The sequence below is a fragment of the Paraburkholderia sp. genome (assembly GCF_035501035.1).
In the GTDB taxonomy this organism is placed as follows: Bacteria; Pseudomonadota; Gammaproteobacteria; order Burkholderiales; family Burkholderiaceae; genus Paraburkholderia.
This window is the reverse complement of record NZ_DATJWR010000219.1, coordinates 1-21751: the sequence shown is the minus strand read 5'-3', so window position 1 is coordinate 21751 and position 21751 is coordinate 1. Positions and strand designations below refer to the sequence as shown.

Here is a 21751-nt window from a genome sequence, read left to right as displayed (position 1 = left end):
CTTAGGATTACATCGTTTCCGCGAACAGCTCGCGGCCGATCAGCATGCGGCGAATCTCGCTCGTACCCGCGCCGATTTCGTAGAGCTTCGCGTCGCGCCAGAGACGCCCAACCGGATACTCGTTGATATAGCCGTTGCCGCCCAGGATCTGGATGGCCTCGCCGGCCATCCACGTGGCCTTTTCGGCCGTGTAGAGGATCACGCCCGCGCAGTCCTTGCGCACCTGGCGCACGTGGTCCCGGCCAAGCGTGTCGAGCTGGCGGCCCACGGCGTAGAGATACGCGCGGCAGGCCTGGTACGTCGTGTAGAGGTCGGCGACCTTGCCCTGAATGAGCTGGAATTCGCCGATGGCCTGGCCAAACTGCTTGCGGTCGTGGATGTACGGCACGACCGCGTCCATGACCGCGGCCATGATGCCGGTGGGGCCGCCCGCGAGCACGGCGCGCTCGTAGTCGAGGCCGCTCATCAGCACCTTCACGCCGCCGTTGAGCTGGCCGAGGATGTTCTCTTCGGGCACCTCGACGTCCTGGAACACGAGCTCGCCCGTATGCGAGCCGCGCATGCCGAGCTTGTCGAGCTTCTGCGCAACCGAAAAGCCCTTCATGCCCTTCTCGACGATGAACGCCGTGATGCCGCGCGGACCCGCTTCGGGATCGGTCTTCGCGTATACGACGAGCGTGTCGCAGTCCGGGCCATTGGTGATCCACATCTTCGTGCCGTTGAGCACGTAGCGATCGCCCTTCTTCTCGGCGCGCAGCTTCATGCTGACCACGTCCGAGCCCGCGTTGGGCTCGCTCATGGCGAGCGCGCCGATGTGCTCGCCGGAAACGAGCTTCGGCAGGTACTTGCGCTTTTGCGCTTCGTTGCCGTTGCGATGGATCTGGTTCACGCACAGGTTCGAATGCGCGCCATACGAAAGCCCGACCGAAGCCGACGCGCGCGAGATTTCCTCCATCGCGACCATATGAGCCGTGTAGCCCATGTTCGCGCCGCCGTATTCCTCCGAGACCGTCATGCCAAGCACCCCCAGGTCGCCGAACTTGCGCCAGAGGTCCATGGGGAACTGGTCGGTGCGGTCGATTTCGGCCGCGCGCGGCGCGATTTCCTTCGCCGCAAAGCCAGCGATACTGTCGCGCAGCATTTCGACTTCTTCGCCAAGCGGGAACTGCAGACCGGGTACGTTGCTCATTCGTTGTCTCCTGTCGACCAGAGTTGGCGCTTTAGCCGTCGGCCGGAGTTAGCGCTTTAGCGCTTACTCCGGGCCCATGCAGAGCACTTACTCTGGTCCCATGCCAAGTGTCGATCGCACTTGGCGCTTTAGCACCTGGTGCGATCCCATGAAGGCTCGATGTCCTCAAAACTGACCATGGGCGCCATGCGTCGCCCCATGGACGCACATTTCACGCCACATTTACGTTAACGTCAATAGGTATTTTTGAGTGACGCTCAAGTTCTGCCAACGGCTTAAATTCCTTGTCCTGTTGGCATTCTCTCGTAGATAATCCATTCCACCCACGACGTAAACTGAATTCAACTCAACATGCAAGCCACCGCCCAGAAAGCCGCCCTGCCCGCGTCGCGCCGCCAGCCGGCGGGGCGCAAGTCGCAGCAGCGCGTGCGCGAGATCTTGCAGGCGGGGCGTGAAGTGTTCTCCGAAAAGGGCTACGCGCGCGCCACCACGGCCGAGATCGCCCAGCGCATGGGCGTGTCCGAGGCGACCGTGTTCAGTTACTTTCGGGGCAAGCGGGAGTTGTGCGCGCGCGTGATCGGCGACTGGTATGACGAATCGATCGCGGCCATCGAAGGCGGCCTGCCGCGCGACGGCACCGTGCGCCAGCAGTTTGCTTTCATCGTGCGCATGCATCTGCAGTTGATGCTGGAAAGCGGCACCGGCATATGCGAACTGGTGCTCTCGGAGGGCCGCACGCGGCACCATGACCTGAGCGAAGCACTCACTGAAATGCAGCGCCGCTACACGGCGCCGCTCATGCGCGTGCTCGCACGCGGCCAGGAAGCCGGCCAGATCCGCAACGACCTGCCGCTGCGCCTGCTGCGCTCGCTGGTGTTCGGACCGATGGAACACGTGCTGTGGGACGCGACGCTCGCCAACCGCCGCACCGACATCGACGCCACGGCCGAGCGGCTGGTGGACGCCCTCTGGTCGGCCCTGCAGCCGCCCAATCTCGAACTCGCCGCGCTCGCGCAGTTCAGCCAGGACGTGGGCGAAGCCATGCGCAAGCTCGAGCGTGAGCGCTCGGCGCGCAAGACGGGCAACGCGTAACGCCGCGCAATCAGTCGATCAGACTGCCGCCACCTCCGCCACGCGTGCGCACAGCGAAGCTGGGTCGAGCAGCAGCAACGTGCCCTGCCCCGGCAATTCCACGGCTTCGCGCATGTCGTTGTGCCCGCGCATGCCCTCGCCACGTGTCAACGCGGAAGGCATCGCGAGATGCGGCGCGCCATTGAGCGTGACGATATCTTCGACCGAATCGACAAGCAGTCCGTATTTTTCTTTCTCGTGCTCGACAATGAGCATCTTCGCGTGCGCGAGATCCTCGTATGGCGGCATGCCGTACATCGCGCGCACGTCGATCACGGTCACGAGCACGCCGCGCAGGTTGAGCATGCCGCGCACGAAGGGGGGCAGCCCCGGCGTGCGCACGATATCGTCGCGATAGTCGATCACCTCGCGCAACTCCGCGATGCGCACACCGATCAACTGCCCGATGCGGAACGTGACGAGTGTCTGCCGGGCGCCCGCGCCGCGTCTGTGCGTCGCCTGCGCCTGCGCGAGCACGTTGCGATACAGCTCGCGATGTCCCGACGCCAGCGCGACGATGCGCTCGTTGCCGAATAGCGCATCCGCGTTCACGAGCAGCACGCCCGCGCGCCCCTCGGCCGCCAGATAGCCGGCGAACAGCGAACGCCGTGCATTGCCGCCATAGGTCGGCATGGACAGCAGTTCTTCGTCGCGGTACGCGACGATGCTCTCCACTTCGTCCACCAGCAAGCCGAAGTGCAGATCGTTGCGATGAAGCACGACGATGCGCCGCTCGTCCCCACGCGCTTCCTCCGCGCTCGCGCGCGCAAAACCGAGGAATGCGCCGAAGTCCAACACCGGAACGGTCGCGCCGCGCAGGTTCAGCATGCCGATACACACCTCATCGGCGAGCGGCGAGTGCTGCAAGGACGGCACGCGGATGATTTCCTGAATGGCGTCCATGGACAGCGCGAGCGCCGTGCCGCTCACCTTGAACGACACGTTCTGGCGCGGCGGCACGTCGTAGAGGTTGTGCCGCCGGAATGTCACGTGCGCGCGCAAGGCTTCGCTCACACCGATACCCGTAGCGTCGCTGCAGAAGTACTTCTGCACCAACTGGGGCTTCTGCTGACACAGTCCTTCCATGCTGCGGCCGCCATAGTGGCCGCCACGCGCATTCGCGAGGATGCCATCCGAGATATCGGTGCCGACAATCGCGTAACGCAGCGCGGGATACGACAGTCGGTACTCCTCGCAGAGCATCGCTGTCGTCCACGCTTCTTCGCCGCTCGAAGCAGCCGCCGACCATACGCGCAAAATCTGGCCTGTTGGCTTCGCGGCCCATTGAGGCAGGAATTCTCGCGCCAGATACTCCCAGATGCGAGGTGTGCGAAAGAACGACGTTTCGTTCGTCGTGACGAGATCGATGAAGTCGCGCACCTCCTCCGCGCTGGCGTCAAGCACGCGCAGGTAGTCGCGGTAGTCGGGCAGGCCGAGCGCCATGATGCGGCGGCGCAAACGGCCCTTGAGCATGGTCCACTTGCGCTCGTTCATCGCGATGCCGGTGTGCCGCCGGACCTGCTCGAACAGCGCATTACGGACCGACGGTTCGGCATCCTGATCGATATCCACTACGGCCTCCGTCCTTCACACCACGAAACGCGCCACCGTCGTGTCGAGCCCTTGTGCGCCGCCCTTGAGCGATGCCGCCGCGCGCGCGATCGTGTCGCATGCGCCCGCGGACTTCTCGGTTTCCTCGGCTACCTGCTGAATCGCCGCGCTCACCTCGCGGGCAGCCACGAGTTGCTCGTCCGCCCCGCACGAGATCTCCGAAATCGCCTGTGTCGTGCGGCTCACGCCGGCTACGATCTTCTCGAATGCCTCGCCCGCCTGCTTCGAGATCTCGCTGCCCTGCGCCACGCGCTTGACCGACTCGTTGATGAGCTTCGAGATTTCCTTGGTGGCCTGCGAAGAGCGCTCCGCCAGCTTGCGCACCTCGTCGGCGACCACGGAGAAGCCAAGGCCGTGCTCACCCGCGCGCGCCGCCTCGATCGCCGCGTTGAACGCGAGCAGGTTGGTCTGGCTCGCGATCTCGCCAATCACCTTGATGATCTCGGCAATATTCTCCGACGAGCGATTGATCAGCTCCATCGCCTCGATCGAACGGGTGACGGCCTTGGCGCCGCGCTCCGCTTCCTGCTGCGTGTCCTTGGCGAGCTGGTCGGCGCCGCGCGAGTTATCGGCGATCGAATTGATCGAGGCCGTGAGTCTCCTCGATCGACGCGTTCATTTCCTCGACCGTTGCGCCAAGCAGTTGCGCGCCGCTCGCCACGGTGTCCGCGCGCGCCGCGATGTCCTGCGAAGACTCCTTGAAGGTGCCGGCCGATTCGACCACCTTGCCGATCACGCCCGCAAGATCGCTCATCATGCCTTTGATGCCGGCGGCCAACTGGTCGATCGGCTCCTCGCCGCCCACCTCGACCTCGCCGGTCAGGTCGCCGGCCGCCGCGCGGCTCACCACCGCGAGCAGCTTCTCGACCTTGCGCTGGTCGTCCTGCGCGCGGCGCTTCACGCTCTCTTCCAGCTCGACTTGCGCGGTCACGTCATTGGCGAACTTGACGACCTTGTGCAGACGCCCGTTCACATCGAGGATGGGGTTGTAGGTTGCCTGGATCCACACGACGCGCCCTCCCTTGCCGACGCGCTTGTAACGTCCCGAGTCGAATTCGCCGCGATTGAGCTTGGCCCAGAACTCTCGATAGTCGGAGCTTGCCACGTACGCTTCCTCGCAGAACATGCGGTGATGCTTGCCGACGATCTCCTCGAGGCGATAGCCGAGCGTATCGAGGAAGTTCTGGTTTGCCTGCAGCACGACGCCGCCCGTGTCGAACTCGATCACGGCCTGGGCCTTGTCGATTGCGCGCAGACGGCCCTCGTACTCGGCATGCTGCTGCTTGACGGCGGTGATGTCGGTGGCGAACTTGATGACCTTGTAGGGCCGCCCGTCGTCGCCCATCACCGGGTTGTACGACGCGTTGATCCAGATCTCGCGCCCGCCGCGGCCGAGGCGCCGGTACTCGCCGCGATCGAACTCGCCGCGGCCGAGGCGTTCCCAGAACTGGCGGTACGCTTCGGTGCCGACATAGTCAGGATCGCAGAACATCCGGTGATGCTTGCCGCGCACTTCCTCGAGCGCATAGCCGAGCGTGGCGAGAAAATTCTCATTGGCGTGAAGGATGGCGCCTTGAAGATCGAATTCGATAACGGCCTGGACACGATTCAATGCTGTACTTACCGCGCTTAATTCGCGCAATTCGGGCTGACGGTCCGGTGTCGACTGCTCCATGATCTTTCCCTCGCATTGGTTTCGATTTCGAATCGCTTCAGATTCCGGCGTGTCACCGGGAAATGCGCGCGAATTCTCTCTCAGCTATTTTGCGGGGCGTTCGCTGTCGCCCTCTTCACTTGAAGCAAACCCGGCCGGCGGTGGAAAACAGGCTGCCAACAATGGGTTTCGGAGCATGGATCCGGCATGTGCTACACGGCTATAACGGCTTCCGACCATACGGCTTGACCAGGGGGTTACCTGATGCAAACGGTTGCTTTTAGCGAATTTCCTAAAATCAGGAAGTGTATTTTTTTCACGAGCATTCGATTCATTCAGATTTTCCATTTCATGAAAAATCGACAAGAAGAAATGCCATTTCATGCAAAGAATTCTGGAAACGATTTTGTCGCCGGATTCTTACATGATCAAGATAAAAAGCGGGTGGATTTCATCAATTTTTCAATGAATGAAAACCCATGAAATTCGATACATTCTCATTATTATTTCGCCATCCTTATCGATTATAAAGGTATGCGAAATTTAACTACGACAAGGTGGTATGCGGGTCCCCGCGACGCCGCAGCTTGATTGCACGACCGGGTCACCCGCTGGCTGCAAGCTGCAAGCGGGCGAACGTCAACAAGTCGAACCATCGAAAGCCCGGGAAGCCGTCTGGTGCCCGCCCGGACCGGTATCCAACCGGGATATGGATCTCCAATTATTACAATTCCTTGTCTGACAGAGGCCAGAAGAGTTGACGTTTCCCGCAGCTTTGCAGCCAGATCGGCTTCGATGCAAGCTGTTGTGCGCCGTACGCGCCCCGACACGCCCTTATCCGCTGTGCTCCCCATCGTCTCTGTAACAACTCGAAAAAACGGTGCAACTCGCGTAATTGCATTGATCCCGCCAATGCCTTAGCGTTGGATAATTGGCTGGAGTGCGCTGTTGCACCAGCCCTCCCGTTCCTGGAGATTGTTTGTGAGAAGGTCAAAACTGTTGTTCGGGGTCGCAGCCGCCGCGCTCGTCGGCGTGAGTGGCGTCGCGCATGCGGCGCATGTCGGCGTGTTTATCGGCGGCGGCGTGCCGTACTACTATCCGGTCGCGCCCGTGCCCTACTACTACGGGCCGCCAGCCGTCATCGTCGCACCACCGCCGCAGGCGCCCAACTATGTCGAGCAAGGACAGCCGCAAGCCAGTGCTGCGCCTGAGCAAGCTCCGCCTGGACCCGCCAACGCGCCGCCCGGCGGCGAGGCGGGCAACCAGATAGCAGACAGCGACACCTGGTATTACTGCGACAACTCGAAAACCTACTACCCCTACGTGAATGAATGTTCGTCGGGCTGGCGCGCGGTCCCCGCCCAGCCAGCGCTTGCGCACTGAACACTTTGAAGATATCGAACTGCATATGAAATATACCTATCTCGCGCTACTTGCCACGGCGGGGCTGCTGAGCGCATGCGCGGTGGTCCCCACGGGGCCAACCGTGATGGCACTGCCGGGCACGGGCAAGACCTTCGACCAGTTCCGGGTCGACGACTTCAACTGCCGCCAGTTCGCCTCCCAGCAGGTGGGCGGCGTCTCCACCAACCAGGCGGCAACCGCTTCCGGCGTGGGCAGCGCCGTGGTCGGCACGGCACTCGGCGCGGCTGCTGGCGCCGCGTTCGGCGGCGGCCAGGGCGCAGCCATCGGGGCGGGCGCGGGCCTGCTCGCGGGCAGCGCGGTGGGCATGGGTAACGCACAGGGTTCCGCGTACGACGTGCAGCGCCGGTACGACTACGCCTATATGCAGTGCATGTACGCAACGGGCAATCGCATACCGGCGCCCGGCAACATGGTGACCACGCAGCCGCAGCAGTACCAGCCCGCGCCGCCACAGCCGCACTATATGCCGCCGCCCCCGCCGGGATCGCCTCCGCCCCCGCCGAACGGCTATTGATGCAGTGAAGCGGGACGCGAGGCGCTCGCCCATGTAGCGGTCTCGCGTCTCGCGCAGCAGAACAACAAAAAAGCACGCGCGCTTCGCTTTTGGCGAGCGCGCATTTTAGTTTGAACTCCGAATAATTGACGATGGTGCCGCGCCGCTCGATAGCTCACCGAGCCGCGTACTCAGTGTGCCGCCGCGCGAAGCGTGTTGCCATCCCACGTTACGCGCTGCATTTCACCCGTTTGCGGATCGATGAGCGTCATGTCCTGGGGCTTGGGTGCGGCATCGGGTGGCGCATCGCCGCTCGCCTTGGCCCTGGCTTCGAGCAGCGGCTGCAATACCGGTGCGAGCGACTTCAGTAGTTGCACCGACAACGCACTCGTGAACGTATAGCGCGCTGCATAAGGCTCATGCACCCACGCCGTGAGCGTGCCATAGAATCGGTCGCCGATCACGAACACGAAGGTCGCGCTGCGGTTCACCTTGCGCGATTCGATGAGCCGCGCGCCCGGCGCGTACACGTTGAAGCGCTGGTCGCCGGTGCCGGTCTTGCCGTAGACGGGCAGCGTCTTGCCGTCGGGGAGCGTCATGCCTTCGGCGAGGCGCTTGGCCGTGCCGCCCTGCACCACCGAATTCAGCAACTCGCGCACTACCTGTGAAATCTCCGGCGAAATCAGCGGCTGCGGCGGCGTATCCGCATGGACGAAGCGTGTCTCGTATGGCGTGCCGCGCGCGAAGTCGAGCGACTCGAAACTGTGTGTCGGCAGCTTTTCCCCGTTGCTGGAAATGAGGCCGATGAGTTGCGCAAGCGCCGCCGGCCGGTCGCCGGACGCGCCGATCGCCGCGCCGTACGAAGGCGTGATGCTGTCGAACGGATAGCCGAGCGCGCGCCAGGACTTGCCGATCGCGTCATACGCGCGCAACTCGATCATGTGGCGAATGCGCCGGTCCTGGGTGGCGTGATACTTCGTCTTGAAGAGCCACTTGTAGGTGTAGAGGCGCGTGTCGCGGCTCTCCTGCTGAACCTGCGCAAGCGTCGCGTCGGGGTGCGAGCGCAGGTAGTTCAGCAACCACAGTTCGAGCGGATGAATACCCGCGATATAGCCGCGATCGTTGAGGTTGAATTTGTCGATCGCGTACTTGTCGTAGTAGTGCGCGAGGTCTTCGTCGTCGAGCCACTGGAATTTCGTGTTCTTCAGTTGCGCGCGCATCTGGGCGTCGAACCACGGCAGCGAGCCGTTGGGGTTCACGCTGCGCAACACCGTCGCGATGCGCGCCGGCCCCTTGCGCGTGTGCTGCAGCAGGATGGCGAGCGCTTCGTCGTTGCTCTTGCCCGCATAGCGCGTATAGAAGCGCTTCATGTAGACCTGGCTTTCGCCGTCGGAGAACTGCGTGAGGAAGCGGTTGCGCACGGCGGGGTCGTCGAGCCATTGCGCGGGCGGCCCCGAGGTCTGGATCATCTCGTAGTGCACGATGTCGCGCATGAGCCGCACGAACACGAGATTCACCGAATGCTGGAACGCGCGGTGCACGGTGAGGATCTGCGCGTTGTCGCTCGACTCGAAATTGTTGAAACTCTGAGCACCGCCGCCCGTATAGAAGGTCTCGCCAGGGCTCGCCGAATACTTGCGCTCCACGGCCGCTTCGAGCATCGAGGGCAGCGAACGGTCGGACGTCTTCGAAAGGTAGTCGATCGCCCAACGCGTGAGCGCATCGCTCGGATCGACCTGCGGCAGCATCGCGCGCAGCGTCTTTGCGTCTTCGTCGGCATATTTCGCGTGCAGCGCGCTCACGATCTGCAGATAGGTCACGAGCGTACGCATCTTGGCCGTCGAGCCGAGGTTCAGGCGTGCGCCCGAATTGATGTCGAACGGCTGGTTCACGCTGTCGGTCTGCACGCGCACGAGATTCTCGCCGTTGGTCCGCTCGAACAACGTGAAGCTGTACGCAATCTTCGAAGGGTCGTCGGACGGGCGCAGCATTTCGAAGCCGACGAGCCCCGCCTCGCGCGCGCCGTCCTTCGTCGAGGCGTAGGCAAGGCGATCGCTCACGGCCTGCTGCACGCTGTCGTCGAGCGTGGCCGTGGCGGAGAGATCGAGGCGGTCGAGATCGTAGAGCGTCTTCAGGCCAAGCGTCTGCATCAACTGGGTGCGCAGCGTCAGCACCGCCTTGCGCTCCACGTACGAGGCCGGCGCGCTCGGCGGCGCCTTCGAGCGATCGAGCGTGAGTTGCGTCGCGAGCGCGGCGTCGCGCAGGGCGGGCGTGATCACGCCGCCGGCGCCGAGCAGGCGCACATAGCTGTCAGTCAGCCTGGCCAGCGCTTCGTTGTTCTTTTGCAGGAAGTACGTAGGCGCGCGCTGCGCGATCAGCAGTGAAAGCACCTGGCGGAACGCGAGCGCCTGCTCGTCGAGCGTCGCGGACGAAAGCGGCGCACGCAAAATACGATTGACGTCGCGGAAGTCGCGCCCGTACCAGGCGGCGAGGCCGTCGCCCAAGCCGTTCACCTCGCCCACACCCGGCTTCGCCGCGAGCGGCACCGAGTTCAGGTAATGCACGAGTATCTGCTGGCGCGCGGGCATGGTCTGCGGGCCGTCCAGATACGCGCGCAGCGAAGCCGATGCGATCTGGCGCAGCTTCTCGGGCGGCGTTGCGGTCCGGCCGCCCGCCGAGTGCCGGAACTTCTCGATTTGCGTGGCAAGCGTGCTGCCGCCGGGCGTCTGCTGATGGCGATTCACGAGGCGCGCGCCCTGATCGACGAGCGCACGGCTGAAACGGCCCCAGTCGATGGCGGGATTCCGGTTCGGCTGGTCCTGGGCGAGGAGGTACTTGTCTTCGATGAAGAGCAGCGAATCGCGCACGACCGGTGGCACCGCGTCGAAATTCTCGTAGACGCGCTGCGGGTAGCGCGTATGGAAGAGCATCGTGCCGGCCGAGTCGCGCAGCACGATCCCGGCCTGATCTTTTTCCTCATAGGGCAGGAAAAGGCCCTGATCGGCCACCGCGACCATGCGATCCGAATCGCGCGCCTGCGCGGCGATCGTGAAGCCTCGCTGCGCGAGCCGGTTCTCGAACGTGGGTAGCTCCGCGTAGCCGAGCCGCACGTCGTACGGTCCGTTCGTGGTGGGAAAGCGGATGCTGTGGCTCGGCCCGCTCTCGACGGTGAAACCGATGTCACGCGTGAGTTCGGAAAGGTAGCGGGCCTGCAGGCGCGAGGTGTCGATTTCGATCTGGACGATGCGCGCGACGATGACGAGAGCGGCCAGCAACGCGACGACGAATCCCCACTTGAGCCACCGGAAAAGTGAGCCGGCGCCCGCGGCGCGGAGGGGAAAGCGTACCGATGGGCGGTTCATGCGTATTCTCCTGACGTCACGTCAGATTTCCAGACGGCACCCTTCGGATAGTCTATCTCGCTCTGTAAGTTCTTGCGTGCCCGTATGACGGGGCTCGCACGCACGTCGCACTGTTGCAACACCTATCCCTTCGGCGTGACAGTTTTGCGGCAGCGGCGTGGCACGCGAGATGCTCCCGATATAATGAGCGGCTACCTGCCGCCTTCGTCCAGGCTTACACCAGCGACCACCTTGCAGGGGGCCGGAGTAGGTGCTCTGCATGGGCCCGGAGTAAGCGCTAGAGCGTCAACTCTGGTCGACCGCCTTGCATGGGACCAGAGTAAGGCGCTAAAGCGCCAACTCTGGTCGACACAGGAGAAATATGAAAAAACTTGCCGTACCCCTTGCCCTCTCGCTCACGCTCGGTGCCTGCGCGTGGTTTCAGAGCGACCCGGATGCGGGCCAGCCAGTCATCGATTCCACGACCAGCCGGTCGGTCCAGGACGTCATCTCGTGCCTGACCGTGGAAGCCTCGCGCCATGGTGCAAGCTTCACGACCTCGCCGCTGCCGCAAGGCCAGATGCTCGAATTCGGCGACTCGAACGTCATCAAGATCCGCGCGGACAACGGCGCGACAACCTACCGCTACTACGCAGGCAAGCGTCATGCCTCGAATCTGTGGATCGAGGGTGCGAGCAAGACCTGCGCGCCTTGAAAATCTGACCGGTCCCTTTCGTTTTGCACGTCTTTTCGAAAGGCCATCGAAGGTCATTGCTGCCCTCGCGATGGCTGCTTTCGCGGCACTTACGCGGTTCGATTACATACGCTTACGCAACGTTACGTGCTGTAGCGCGGTGACACATTTTGGCCGGCGGTTTTAAGAATCGCTTAAGTGTTCGTCCGCATCATCGCTTCACTGAAAAGAAACAGTCGCCTCAAGGAGGTCCCGTGTCCCAGCAAGATCTGCAAATCCAGGCCAACGATCACGCAGCGAGCGCCAGCGCGCCGGCGGCAAAGCCTGCACGCCGTGCGCTACTGCGCCGCCTGCTGAGCCACCATGAGCTCGCGACCCTTTTGTTGCTGCTGCATGCACCGATCGAAGCCCACGCCAAGCCCGAAATTCCCGTGCTCCAGGAAGCGGGCCTCGTGGAGCAGGTGCCCGATAAGGCCGGCGCAACGCGCATCCGCCTCACGACGCAAGGCAACGCCGTCCTGCAAGGGCTCGGTCTCGTGCGCTGACGCGCCCCCTCCCTCCCGCGAAGCAGCGCGGCACGCATTCAGTCCGCATAACGCAAAAAGGCGGTGGCACGCATGACGTGCCGCCGCCTTCTTTTTTCCTTCTGACGCGCCGCGAGTGCGCCGAGCTTCAACTCAAGCTTCGCCTCAAGCCGGCTCGAGCGCCTCGACCCGCTCCATGAACGCCGCTTCTTCAGGCGCGTCGATGTCATCCTGCAGGCGCAGCAGCCGGTAGCCGCTCTTGTAGACCGGCTGCAGCCGAAAGCCGTTCGACGCCTCGATCTCCAGCAGCACGCGCACGCGCGAGACGTGGCTGTCGATCGTGCGCGTAAATGTTTGCAGCTCACGTCCCCATACCATCGCGTAGATATGATCGCGGGAAAGCACACGCCCGATATTCGAGAAGAAAAGCGAAGCGAGCCGGTATTGCGTACTCGAAAGCGGCACCGGCTTGCCGCGCACGCTGACGGCCTGGCATCGCACGTCGAAATGGTAAGGACCGAAGTCGATCCTCATGTTGTCGTCGCGGTCGGGAAACGCGCGGCGCAGCAGCGCGTTCACGCGCGCACCCAACACTGAAGCGCACACCGGCAGGCTCACGTAGTCGTCCGCGCCTGCGGAGAAGGCCTCCACCACACTCTCGTCCGATACATCCTCCGAGACGAACAGCACAGGGAGCTGGTTGCCGTTCATCGCCCGCAGCGTCCTGAGCAGGCCCGTGCCCGCGAGCCGCAAGCCGTGCCAGTCGATCACGAGCATGTCGATGGTCGAAGCGGCGAGCGCTCTGGCGAGCGCGTGCGCGTCGCTGAACGCACTGCACACGTAGCCGCTTTGTCTCAGCACCTGCCCGACCGGCTGACGTTGTCCAGCGTCGCGCTGAAAAATCCCGATGCGCATGATGAGTCCTCTTGTGAATCCAAATCCAAGCGGTGCAATTCTGTGGATATGTGCAAAAACTGCCTATCGGATTAGTCTTAATCCATTTCACATTCGTCGTTTTCCGGTAGCCGCGCGCGACAAGCCCTGACGGCAGCGCATCGGGAGTGCGCCTGGCCGGTTGCAAGCTTCCTGTAGAATTGCCGGCTGGCCTGAAGTCGTCGGCGCGTTCGCTCACCCATGCGGACGCGCTGTTCCGTGCCCCACCCTCGCGCCCACCTTCCGACGACCGCCGCCCCCGCGCCACGCGCGCACCAGGCAAATTCGGCCATACGGACGTCCTCGCACGTTCCGCACGACTTCGCACATAACAAAACCCTGGTTCTTCGGAAATGCAAGCAACAGAAATTGGCGTGCGCGCGCCTGCCGCGGCACGCGCGCTCAACCGCGGCGACTACAAGACGCTCGGGCTCGCCGCACTTGGCGGCGCCCTCGAGTTCTACGACTTCATCATCTTCGTGTTCTTTGCGCCGGTCATCGGCCAGTTGTTCTTCCCCGCAACGATTCCCGACTGGCTGCGTCAGCTCCAGACGTTCGGCATCTTCGCGGCGGGCTACCTCGCGCGGCCGCTCGGCGGCATCGTCATGGCGCACTTCGGCGATCTGCTCGGACGCAAGCGCATGTTCACGCTCTCCGTGCTGCTCATGGCGCTGCCTACGCTCGCCATGGGGTGCCTGCCCACGTACGCGACGATCGGCGTGCTCGCACCGGTGCTGCTGCTCACGCTGCGCGTGCTGCAAGGCGCCGCCGTGGGCGGCGAGGTGCCGGGCGCGTGGGTGTTCGTCTCCGAGCACGTGCCGCGCCGCCACATCGGCTATGCATGCGGAACGCTCACCGCGGGGCTCACATTCGGCATCCTGCTCGGCTCGCTGATTGCCGCAGCCGTCAATCACCACTTTGCGGCAAGCGACATCGCCGCCTATGCCTGGCGCTTTCCGTTCCTGATCGGCGGCCTGTTCGGCATGTTCTCCGTCTATCTGCGCCAGTGGCTGCACGAGACGCCCGTGTTCGCGGAGATGCAGGCGCGCAAGTCGCTCGCCGACGAAATTCCGCTCAAGGCCGTGCTGCGCGACCATGGCGGCGCCGTGATCGTCTCGATGCTGGTCACGTGGATGCTTTCTGCCGCCATCGTCGTCGTGATCCTGATGACGCCGCCGCTCCTGCAGAAGCAGTTCCATCTCGACGCCACCACCTCGCTGCTCGCGAACTGCCTCGCGACGCTCTTCCTCACGGTGGGCTGCGTGAGCGCCGGCGCGCTCGCCGACCGCTTCGGCGCGCGCCGGGTGCTGTCGATCGGCGGCATTGCGCTGGCGATCTCGTACTACACGCTGTTCCGCCAGGTCGCCGAGGACAGCTCGCTGCTCATGCCGCTCTACGCGCTGGCCGGCCTGCTGGTCGGCGCGATCGGCGCGGTGCCTTACGTGATGGTGAACGCGTTCCCGCCCGCGGTGCGCTTCTCGGGCATCTCGATCTCGTACAACGTTGCGTACGCCGTGTTCGGCGGCCTCACGCCGATCGTCGTCGCGCTTCTGATGAAGTCCGAGCCGCTCGCGCCCACGTACTATGTGGCCGCGATCTGCGTGCTCGGCGCGATCACGACGCTGTTCTTCAAGGACCCGCATCGCGTCGCAGACTGAGCGGAAGCCGCCGATCCGGAACCGATTCTCGACGGCTTAGACCGGCTTCGGCCGGCTTCGACATTTCACACCACGCTGAAACGTCGAAGCCGGCTCGCGTCCTAGCATGGACGCATGACTACCTCACACCCCACCCCCGTTCATTTCACGCCCGCACTCACGCGCGTCGTCGCGACCGTCAGCGTGGGTTTCGTCGTCACGCAACTCGACGTCACGATCGTCAACATCGCGCTCGCGCGCATCGCGACGGATCTGCACGCGAGTGTCGCGAGACTGCAATGGATCGTCGATGCCTACACGCTCGCCTTCGCGGTCCTCATGCTCTCGGGCGGCGTGCTCGGCGAGCGCTATGGCGCGCGCCGCCTCTACGCTGCCGGGCTCGTGGTGTTCGCACTCGCTTCGCTCGCCTGTGGGCTCGCCGCCACCCCGGCCATGCTGATCGCGGCCCGTGCGCTGCAAGGAGCGGGCGCGGCGGCCATGCTGCCGAACTCACTCGCGCTGCTCAACGAGGCCTGCCGGCACGACCGTGCGCTGAGGGCGCGCGCCGTCGGCTTCTGGACTGCCGCCGGCGCCATCTCCATCGCTGCCGGACCCGTGGCGGGCGGCCTGCTGATCGCGGCGTTCGGCTGGCGCAGCATCTTCCTCGTGAACCTGCCGCTGTGCGCGGCCGGCCTCGCGGCCACGCTCGCCTGGATTCCGGCGCCGCGCCAGCGGCCAGACGCGTGGGGCGCGACGAAAGCGCCCGCGGCACGCAGTCTCGACGTGCGCGGTCAGTTGCTCGCCGTGGTGGCGCTCACGGCGTTCACGGGCGCCGTGATCGAATGGCGTCCGCTCGGCTTCGCGCATTGGGCCGTGGCGGGAGGTTTCGCGCTCGCGCTCGCCGCCGGTTTGGCGTTCGTCTCGCTCGAGGCCCGCGCGCGCGATCCGATGCTGCCGCTCGCCATGCTGCGCAACCGTACGTTCAGCGCGGCGGTGCTGTTCGGCATCTGCGTGAATTTGACCTATTACGGCACCGTATTCGTGCTCGCGCTTTACCTGCAGCACGCGCGCGGCGAAACGCCGTTGCAGGCAGGGCTCGCTTTCGTGCCGCTTACCGCGGGCTTCCTGCTGTCGAACATCGTGAGCGGCCATATCGTGGCGCATTACGGCACGCGCCGGCCGATGGTCATCGGCGCGCTGATCGCAGGCGCGGGCTACGCATTGCTGATTTCCGTGGACGCCGCCACGCCGCTCGCCTTCGTGCTCACGGCCTTCCTGCTGATTCCTTCGGGCATGGGCCTCGCCGTGCCCGCCATGACGACGGCCGTGCTCTCCTCGGTCGAGCCGGCGCGCGCAGGTACGGCCTCGGCGCTGCTCAATACGGCGCGCCAGGCGGGTGGCGCAGTGGGTGTGGCGGCGTTCGGCGCGCTCGCGGGCGGTGCCGGTGCGGAACAGGTGGTGGCCGGCCTGCGCGCGGAAACCGCGGTTTCGGCAGCGCTGCTCGTCGCGGCGTCGGGGCTGGCGTGGTTCGTGAGGACCGATGCGGCGCATCCGGGCACTCGCCCGGCCACGGCGACGCGAATGAACGAATCGCGCTGATACGGCGGCGAGCGCCCGCTAGCGCGAACCTAGAGCGACCCTTCCTGAATCGCGCCGGAGCGAATCGCGCGTTCGATCAAGCCTTCGCTCTGCGCCTTGCGGATGGCGTGCGCGATGAGTTGATCCGGCTCCTCCAGTTCGGCCTTGAGTGCGCCGAGCAGCCCGGAGGCGTCGAGGATCACGAGCGTCGTCGCCGAGTCCGCGTAGCTGATCAACACGCGTCGCGTGCCATCTTCGGCAAGACTCGCGCAGAACTGCTCGGTCTTGCCCGCCACGTTGTAATCGAAGTTCTGTATCAAGGCCTGCTCCCTGGTGGCCCGGTTGCCCGGTGCTGGTGGTCGGATGACCGCTTCGGTATGCCGGCTTCGGTATGCCCGCGCCGGTATGCCGCGCTGGTGCGCGCTCAGCCGCGCAGGCCACTGCCGCGCGGTGCGCGCATGCCATCGACAGAAGCACGTCCCGCGCCCGTCACGGTCAGCAGCAGGAAACCACCCGCGATCGCAACGTTCTTCCAGAAGTGAATGACCTCGTCCTGTTGCAGCGAAGCTTGGGTCATGTTCCAGAAGTCATGACCCAGGATGGCCGTGACGATGGCGTACAGGGCCAGCACGAAGGCAACTGCGCGCATGCGCACGCCCAGCACGAGCGCAATGCCGCCAAGCAGCTCGATCGCGGTCGCAGCGATTGCGCCATACGGTGCGTAAGGTACGCCCTTCGAGTGAAGGTAACCGACAAACCCCGCGTATCCCAGCAGCTTCATGGCGCCGCCCCAGAGAAACAGAATGGCGAGGGCGAGACGGGCGATGAAGATGACGAAGGAATCGGCGGGACGGGTCATGGGGGGGCTCCGGTATGCGATATCGGAATGACCGCGCGGCTCACGCTCAGTTCCCTCGACATGACGCGGAAATGACCGGCGAGCCTGTATACAACCGAGAGCGCCGCGCGCCAAGGCGCAAGCGGCAACGCGAGGCCCGGTAACGCAACCCGGGAATTGATTCGGAATGCTATGAAAGTGGCGAAGCCTCGTGGGCGGCGATCCGATTGCGCGCATGGCCCACGCAATGGCCGTATCGCGCCCTAACACGCCCTATCGCGAAACTCGCCGCTGATCTGGCACGCTCAATGCTTATGGTGCATGCCGTGCGGACGATGCGCGTCGAGCCAGCGGGTCAGGCGCGTCTCGAGCGTACCTCTGCTGCGGCGCGATACAGCCCACATGGCCGCGCACACCAGCAACATCACTGCGGGTCCGAGCAGATAAGCAGCAACCGTTTCCCTCATGGCAGTCTCCTCTGCACGCCGCCATAGCCACAGCACTTGAGATCATTCATTTTAGGCGATCGTCCCGTACGGGGTAAACGTCGTCCGTGATCCCGGTAGGGGCATGTTTCCCTGGTTTTCATACATCCGGTATCGGCAGCGAGCGGCCGGAACTTTACCTCAGACGTAATCGATTCGCGCACGCCTTTCGCTAGAATCAGCGGCATGAACACGCTCGCTCTCTCAGTCCCGGCCACGCCGGCCGGCATCGGGCGCCGCAGCGTCGGGGAGATGCTGCGCGACTGGCGCATGCGCCGGCGCATGAGCCAGTTGCTGCTCGCGACCGAAGCGGAAATTTCCACCCGCCATCTGAGCTTCGTCGAATCGGGCCGCGCGCTGCCGAGCCGCGAAATGGTCATGCATCTCGCGGAGCAGCTCGATGTGCCGCTGCGCGAGCGCAATGCGCTGCTCGTGGCGGCGGGCTACGCGCCGCTCTACCGCGAGCGCGCGCTCGACGACCCCCAGCTCGCCGCCGCGCGCGAGGCCGTCGACCTCGTGCTGCGCGGCCACGAACCCTATCCCGCCGTGGCGGTGGACCGTCACTGGAATATCGTCGCCGCGAACGCCGCGCTCGCCCCGCTCATCGGCGACGCTTCTCCCGCCCTGCTCGCCGCGCCCATCAACGCGCTGCGGCTCTCGCTGCACCCCGAGGGCATCGCGCCGCGCATCGTCAACTGGCACGCGTGGCGCGCGCATCTGCTCACGCGCCTGCAGCGACAGATCGAGGCAAGCGCCGACCCCACACTCGCCGCACTCCACGAGGAACTGGCCGCCTATCCTGCGCAGCCCGGCGTGGCGAGCGCGAGCGCCGAGACGCCCACGCATCACATTGCCGTGCCGCTGCGCATCCGCACGACGCTCGGCGAGCTGTCGTTCTACAGCACGACGACCGTGTTCGGCACGCCGGTCGATATCACGCTTTCCGAGCTTGCGATCGAAGCGTTCTTTCCAGCCGATCCGCAAACCGCGCAAGCTTTGCGCGATCACACGCGCTAACGCGCATGGTAGCCGCGCACGTTCAACCGCGCGGCGCGACCCACTGGCGAATCCAGCCGAGCCCAGCAGAAGTGCCCGCACGCGGACGGTATTCGCAGCCAATCCAGCCGTCGTAGCCCAGTTCGTCGATCAGCGCGAACAGCCACGGATAGTTGAGTTCGCCGCTGTCGGGCTCGTGGCGCTCTGGCACGCCCGCAACCTGGATATGCCCGATACGCGCGACGTCGCGCTTGAGCTTCACCGCGAGATCCCCTTCGACGATCTGGCAGTGGTAGCAATCGAACTGCACACGCAGATTCAGCGCGCCCACTTCCGCGCAAATCGCTTGCGCGTCGTCCTGTCGGTTCAGCAGGTAGCCCGGCATGTCGCGCGTGTTGATCGGCTCGATCAGCACGTCGATGCCGTCGGCGCCGGCCGTGCGAGCCGCGTACTCCAGATGCTTCACATACAGCTCGCGCTGCGCCGGGCGCGCGGCGTCGCTGACCACGAGGCCTGCCATCACGTGAATCCGGCGATTGCCGAGCACACGCGCGTAGTCCAGGGCCGTGTCGAAGCTGCGGCGAAACTCGTCCTCGCGGCCAGGCAATGAGGCGATGCCACGCTCGCCCCCCGCCCAGTCTCCTGGCGGCGCGTTGAAGAGCACCTGGGTAAGCGACGCACCATCGAGGCGCGCCTTGATTTCCGCTGCCGAATGTTCGTACGGAAACAGATACTCGACGGCATCGAAGCCGTCCTGTGCGGCAGCGGCGAACCGGTCGAGAAACGCGTGCTCGTTGTACATCATCGAGAGATTGGCGGCGAAGCGGGGCATCGAGGCAACTCCTGCGTTGGGTGATGCCGGTATTGTCGGCCAAAGTGGGCGCGGGCGCAGCGCTTACCGGAAAATACGTCTGGCTCGTGAAGCACATCACGAACTGCGATTTCTGATTCATGCGCGCGCAACGATCATCCAGAGGCAAATTAGCGATGCTATTGTGATACGGCAGCCCGAATTCCCTCTCACAGCGCCCATCTACTTCGAACTCCGAATTTAAACACGAGAAGATCACGATCGCGGCGGCCGCTCGATTCATGCCATGAGGTCAAGCGCCCGCAATCCCCGGCAAACCCAGCACCTTAGCGGCACGCAAGCTCAGGCAGGTGCCGGCTCCGGCTCGGGCGCCGTCACGACGAGCACGCTGCACGACACGCGGTCGAGCAGCAGACGGTCGTCGCGCCCTTCCCACCAGCGCTTGAACGGCCCGCGCCGATGGTGGCCGAGGACGATGAGGTCCGGTTCGAGTTCCGCACAGTAGCTCGCAATCGCGTCGATGGGCCTGCCCACCACGAAGTGGCCCGTCGCGGCCAGCCCCTTTTCCTGCAGGCACGCCACCCCGTCGCGCAGGATCTCTCGCGCAGCGTCCTCGGCGGCCTCGAACGGCACGGCGGACGCGATGTCCGTGCCCCACTGCAGCGGCGCCTGGTCGAGCACGGCGAGCAGGTGCGTCTGCGCGCGGCACTCGCGCGCAAGATCGGCGCCCTCACGCAACGCACGGCGCCCTTCACGCGTCGCGTCGTAACACAGCAGAATCCGCTTGAACGAGGCCATGGTCGGTCTCCCTCGTGGTTTCCGGCCGCGCGCGATACTGCCGCGCCCGGAATGATGCGTTGATTATGCCGTTTATATCATGCCGTGATATAAACGGCATGTAGCTCTCGCCGAATTGCATTCAGGAGCCACCATGGTCATCGACAACGATTTCGAGGTTGTCTACCTGCTGGTCGCCTTCGCCCTGCTCGGGGCCATCCTCGTGGGGGCGCTCATCAGCGCGATCCCCTCTCGACAAATGGCACCCGCGGCTCGTGGGCGCGCTAATCGGCCTGTTGTTGGGCGCCGCACTGATCGAAGCTGTGCCTTTGCTCACCTGAATCGATGCCCGGTTTTCTGGCCGGGTTTCTGGCGCCTTTTGCACCCCAGTTTCGCGCTGGCTCCGGATTGCAACCGAAGCTCATTGAAGCGCTTGCTTAGCAAATGCTTCCGCACGCGCGCTCGCGACGTCATGTACTCAGCATATGTCGTAAAAGCGACACAAAGACACAGACCCGTACGGGTTACACCTTAGTTACATATTCCGCGGTTACACTCCGCCGGGGTCGAAACGGTTGTTACATATTAATCTTCATATGTTTTTAGCGGCATCCCGCGTATTTTTTACCTGTCAACCTTATTCCTTTCAAAACGCTAATTCCTACAGATCGCCTTGTGCATCTTCCGCCGATTCGTTGCGCATGCATCGATAGGTAACGCGGATTCCGATAGATAAAGGCGCTCAGGCCGATCCGGCCGGGTGGACGGGAGTTGCGACGGATTGTCGCGAGCACCTCCTCAAATAGCAGAAAAAATTACCGAAAATAATTTACGACACTCGATTATTTTTTCATCCGAGGGATTGATTTCTGAGATAAGCCCTCATACAATTCCCTCCAAGGTTGTTACGAGATGTAACAACCTGTATCAAAGAGTCGGATCGCGCCAGAGAGCGAACGAACGACCACAAGACAGAAAAGATACAACGGCGAAAAAGCCGGGGGGTTAAATTCGGGGCTTCGGAAACTACAGAAATGGACCGCAGCAGCGAGACGCTGGAATCTATCCGCGAAATTAATTTGTCGTATCTGATGCTCGCACAGCGCATGCTGCGCGAGGACAAGCCGGTCGGCATGTTCCGACTGGGACTGTCGTCGGAATTGGCCGATCTGCTTGGTGGTCTGTCGCTCGCGCAGATCGTCAGGTTGGCCTCTTCCGACCAACTTCTCTGTTTTTTCCGCTTCGACGATCATGCGATGCTGTCCGCGCTCACGCAGACCAGCAAGCATGCCGACGTGGCGGCTACCCATGCGGCCATCCTGCTTGCGGGACAGCCGGCTGGCCAATTCGCCTGAGGGTGACGTCCATGACCACGCGACGCAGCCTCACCGAAGACGCCCAGGAAGTGTTTCGCGCGATCGCGCTGATCGAGCTGGGTGCGCGCATGCAGGTGCTCGAAAGCGAACTCTCGCTCTCGCGCGACCGCATGATCCGCCTGTATCGCGAGATCCGCGGCGTGTCGCCGCCCAAGGGAATGTTGCCGTTTTCGGCGGACTGGTACATGACGTGGCTCGCGAACATCCATGCATCGCTCTTCTACAACACGTACCTGTTCCTGAAGAACGAAGCGCGTT

The 21751-nt window shown here is 63.9% G+C and carries 22 protein-coding genes and 1 pseudogene; 11 read left to right on the top strand and 12 right to left on the bottom strand.

The window, feature by feature from the left end:
- Positions 1-7 precede the first annotated feature (7 nt).
- Positions 8-1189 (bottom strand): isovaleryl-CoA dehydrogenase, encoded by a 1182-nt coding sequence (locus VMJ11_RS15745; protein WP_325620318.1) that lies wholly within the window; start codon positions 1187-1189, stop codon positions 8-10.
- A gap of 351 nt (positions 1190-1540) precedes the next feature.
- On the opposite strand from VMJ11_RS15745, the gene VMJ11_RS15740 reads away from it, so the two are divergent.
- Positions 1541-2281 (top strand): TetR/AcrR family transcriptional regulator, encoded by a 741-nt coding sequence (locus VMJ11_RS15740; RefSeq protein WP_325620317.1) that lies wholly within the window; start codon positions 1541-1543, stop codon positions 2279-2281.
- 18 nt (positions 2282-2299) lie between these two features.
- Here the strand turns inward: VMJ11_RS15740 and VMJ11_RS15735 are convergent, their stop codons facing one another.
- The 4 genes from VMJ11_RS15735 to VMJ11_RS15720 form a co-directional block, all read right to left on the bottom strand.
- Entirely contained in the window at positions 2300-3892 is a 1593-nt protein-coding gene (locus tag VMJ11_RS15735) for a chemotaxis protein CheW (protein ID WP_325620316.1), read from the bottom strand.
- A 15-nt stretch (positions 3893-3907) separates the two neighbouring features.
- Positions 3908-4420, bottom strand: a complete 513-nt coding sequence (locus tag VMJ11_RS15730; RefSeq protein WP_325620357.1) for a methyl-accepting chemotaxis protein — start codon at positions 4418-4420, stop codon at positions 3908-3910.
- Between the two features lie 76 nt (positions 4421-4496).
- Entirely contained in the window at positions 4497-5606 is a 1110-nt protein-coding gene (locus VMJ11_RS15725) for a PAS domain-containing protein (RefSeq protein WP_325620315.1), read from the bottom strand.
- Positions 5607-5690: 84 nt separating this feature from the next.
- Positions 5691-5969: a hypothetical protein gene (locus tag VMJ11_RS15720; protein WP_325620314.1), complete on the bottom strand. Its 279-nt coding sequence runs from the start codon at positions 5967-5969 to the stop codon at positions 5691-5693.
- A 597-nt stretch (positions 5970-6566) separates the two neighbouring features.
- Here VMJ11_RS15720 and VMJ11_RS15715 point away from each other — a divergent pair.
- Both VMJ11_RS15715 and VMJ11_RS15710 read left to right on the top strand, forming a co-directional pair.
- On the top strand, positions 6567-6968 hold the full coding sequence (locus tag VMJ11_RS15715) for a hypothetical protein (RefSeq protein ID WP_325620313.1): 402 nt from the start codon (positions 6567-6569) through the stop codon (positions 6966-6968).
- A 25-nt stretch (positions 6969-6993) separates the two neighbouring features.
- Positions 6994-7524 carry a YMGG-like glycine zipper-containing protein gene (locus tag VMJ11_RS15710; protein WP_325620312.1) on the top strand — a complete coding sequence of 177 codons (531 nt, stop codon included), beginning with the start codon at positions 6994-6996 and terminating at the stop codon, positions 7522-7524.
- 170 nt (positions 7525-7694) lie between these two features.
- Here VMJ11_RS15710 and VMJ11_RS15705 read toward each other — a convergent pair whose 3' ends face one another.
- Complete coding sequence (locus VMJ11_RS15705; RefSeq protein WP_325620311.1) at positions 7695-10865, bottom strand: transglycosylase domain-containing protein; 3171 nt, start codon at positions 10863-10865, stop codon at positions 7695-7697.
- Positions 10866-11226: 361 nt separating this feature from the next.
- Here VMJ11_RS15705 and VMJ11_RS15700 point away from each other — a divergent pair, with 361 nt between their 5' ends.
- Positions 11227-11559 (top strand): hypothetical protein, encoded by a 333-nt coding sequence (locus VMJ11_RS15700; protein WP_325620310.1) that lies wholly within the window; start codon positions 11227-11229, stop codon positions 11557-11559.
- A gap of 254 nt (positions 11560-11813) precedes the next feature.
- Positions 11814-12083, top strand: coding sequence for a hypothetical protein (locus VMJ11_RS15695; RefSeq protein ID WP_414694405.1), 270 nt, complete (start codon positions 11814-11816; stop codon positions 12081-12083).
- Between the two features lie 144 nt (positions 12084-12227).
- On the opposite strand, the gene VMJ11_RS15690 is transcribed toward VMJ11_RS15695, so the two are convergent.
- Entirely contained in the window at positions 12228-12977 is a 750-nt protein-coding gene (locus tag VMJ11_RS15690) for a response regulator transcription factor (RefSeq protein WP_325620308.1), read from the bottom strand.
- 371 nt (positions 12978-13348) lie between these two features.
- Here VMJ11_RS15690 and VMJ11_RS15685 point away from each other — a divergent pair, with 371 nt between their 5' ends.
- Both VMJ11_RS15685 and VMJ11_RS15680 read left to right on the top strand, forming a co-directional pair.
- A complete protein-coding gene (locus VMJ11_RS15685) occupies positions 13349-14653 on the top strand; it encodes an MFS transporter (RefSeq protein WP_325620307.1) in 1305 nt (434 codons plus the stop codon).
- 114 nt (positions 14654-14767) lie between these two features.
- Positions 14768-16231 (top strand): MFS transporter, encoded by a 1464-nt coding sequence (locus VMJ11_RS15680; RefSeq protein WP_325620306.1) that lies wholly within the window; start codon positions 14768-14770, stop codon positions 16229-16231.
- A gap of 29 nt (positions 16232-16260) precedes the next feature.
- Here the strand turns inward: VMJ11_RS15680 and VMJ11_RS15675 are convergent, their stop codons facing one another.
- The 3 genes from VMJ11_RS15675 to VMJ11_RS15665 form a co-directional block, all read right to left on the bottom strand.
- The gene (locus VMJ11_RS15675; protein ID WP_325620305.1) at positions 16261-16530 is read right to left on the bottom strand and encodes a hypothetical protein; all 270 of its coding nucleotides are present in this window, start codon (positions 16528-16530) and stop codon (positions 16261-16263) included.
- 104 nt (positions 16531-16634) lie between these two features.
- Positions 16635-17069, bottom strand: coding sequence for a DoxX family protein (locus VMJ11_RS15670; RefSeq protein WP_325620304.1), 435 nt, complete (start codon positions 17067-17069; stop codon positions 16635-16637).
- Positions 17070-17353: 284 nt separating this feature from the next.
- Complete coding sequence (locus tag VMJ11_RS15665) at positions 17354-17515, bottom strand: hypothetical protein (protein WP_325620303.1); 162 nt, start codon at positions 17513-17515, stop codon at positions 17354-17356.
- 204 nt (positions 17516-17719) lie between these two features.
- Here VMJ11_RS15665 and VMJ11_RS15660 point away from each other — a divergent pair, with 204 nt between their 5' ends.
- Positions 17720-18550 carry a helix-turn-helix transcriptional regulator gene (locus VMJ11_RS15660; protein ID WP_325620302.1) on the top strand — a complete coding sequence of 277 codons (831 nt, stop codon included), beginning with the start codon at positions 17720-17722 and terminating at the stop codon, positions 18548-18550.
- A gap of 22 nt (positions 18551-18572) precedes the next feature.
- On the opposite strand, the gene otnI is transcribed toward VMJ11_RS15660, so the two are convergent.
- Both otnI and VMJ11_RS15650 read right to left on the bottom strand, forming a co-directional pair.
- Positions 18573-19361 carry a 2-oxo-tetronate isomerase gene (gene otnI / locus VMJ11_RS15655; RefSeq protein ID WP_325620301.1) on the bottom strand — a complete coding sequence of 263 codons (789 nt, stop codon included), beginning with the start codon at positions 19359-19361 and terminating at the stop codon, positions 18573-18575.
- A gap of 321 nt (positions 19362-19682) precedes the next feature.
- Complete coding sequence (locus VMJ11_RS15650) at positions 19683-20138, bottom strand: universal stress protein (RefSeq protein ID WP_325620300.1); 456 nt, start codon at positions 20136-20138, stop codon at positions 19683-19685.
- 133 nt (positions 20139-20271) lie between these two features.
- Between VMJ11_RS15650 and VMJ11_RS15645 the strand changes: the two are divergent.
- The 3 genes and pseudogenes from VMJ11_RS15645 to VMJ11_RS15635 form a co-directional block, all read left to right on the top strand.
- Positions 20272-20458, top strand: a pseudogene (locus VMJ11_RS15645) (hypothetical protein).
- A 693-nt stretch (positions 20459-21151) separates the two neighbouring features.
- The gene (gene flhD / locus VMJ11_RS15640; RefSeq protein ID WP_028209695.1) at positions 21152-21472 is read left to right on the top strand and encodes a flagellar transcriptional regulator FlhD; all 321 of its coding nucleotides are present in this window, start codon (positions 21152-21154) and stop codon (positions 21470-21472) included.
- Positions 21473-21483: 11 nt separating this feature from the next.
- Positions 21484-21751: FlhC family transcriptional regulator (locus VMJ11_RS15635; RefSeq protein ID WP_325620299.1), on the top strand; the 268-nt coding region annotated here is incomplete at its 3' end.

Excerpts from the sequence above, each read along its gene's own strand:
- VMJ11_RS15745 (WP_325620318.1), bottom strand. The coding sequence starts at position 1,189 with ATGAGCAACGTACCCGGTCTGCAGTTCCCGCTTGGCGAAGAAGTCGAA.
- VMJ11_RS15740 (WP_325620317.1), top strand. The coding sequence starts at position 1,541 with ATGCAAGCCACCGCCCAGAAAGCCGCCCTGCCCGCGTCGCGCCGCCAG.
- VMJ11_RS15725 (WP_325620315.1), bottom strand. The coding sequence starts at position 5,606 with ATGGAGCAGTCGACACCGGACCGTCAGCCCGAATTGCGCGAATTAAGC.
- VMJ11_RS15720 (WP_325620314.1), bottom strand. The coding sequence starts at position 5,969 with ATGAAATGGCATTTCTTCTTGTCGATTTTTCATGAAATGGAAAATCTG.
- VMJ11_RS15710 (WP_325620312.1), top strand. The coding sequence starts at position 6,994 with ATGAAATATACCTATCTCGCGCTACTTGCCACGGCGGGGCTGCTGAGC.
- VMJ11_RS15705 (WP_325620311.1), bottom strand. The coding sequence starts at position 10,865 with ATGAACCGCCCATCGGTACGCTTTCCCCTCCGCGCCGCGGGCGCCGGC.
- VMJ11_RS15700 (WP_325620310.1), top strand. The coding sequence starts at position 11,227 with ATGAAAAAACTTGCCGTACCCCTTGCCCTCTCGCTCACGCTCGGTGCC.
- VMJ11_RS15690 (WP_325620308.1), bottom strand. The coding sequence starts at position 12,977 with ATGCGCATCGGGATTTTTCAGCGCGACGCTGGACAACGTCAGCCGGTC.
- VMJ11_RS15685 (WP_325620307.1), top strand. The coding sequence starts at position 13,349 with ATGCAAGCAACAGAAATTGGCGTGCGCGCGCCTGCCGCGGCACGCGCG.
- VMJ11_RS15680 (WP_325620306.1), top strand. The coding sequence starts at position 14,768 with ATGACTACCTCACACCCCACCCCCGTTCATTTCACGCCCGCACTCACG.
- VMJ11_RS15670 (WP_325620304.1), bottom strand. The coding sequence starts at position 17,069 with ATGACCCGTCCCGCCGATTCCTTCGTCATCTTCATCGCCCGTCTCGCC.
- VMJ11_RS15665 (WP_325620303.1), bottom strand. The coding sequence starts at position 17,515 with ATGAGGGAAACGGTTGCTGCTTATCTGCTCGGACCCGCAGTGATGTTG.
- VMJ11_RS15660 (WP_325620302.1), top strand. The coding sequence starts at position 17,720 with ATGAACACGCTCGCTCTCTCAGTCCCGGCCACGCCGGCCGGCATCGGG.
- otnI (WP_325620301.1), bottom strand. The coding sequence starts at position 19,361 with ATGCCCCGCTTCGCCGCCAATCTCTCGATGATGTACAACGAGCACGCG.
- VMJ11_RS15650 (WP_325620300.1), bottom strand. The coding sequence starts at position 20,138 with ATGGCCTCGTTCAAGCGGATTCTGCTGTGTTACGACGCGACGCGTGAA.
- flhD (WP_028209695.1), top strand. The coding sequence starts at position 21,152 with ATGGACCGCAGCAGCGAGACGCTGGAATCTATCCGCGAAATTAATTTG.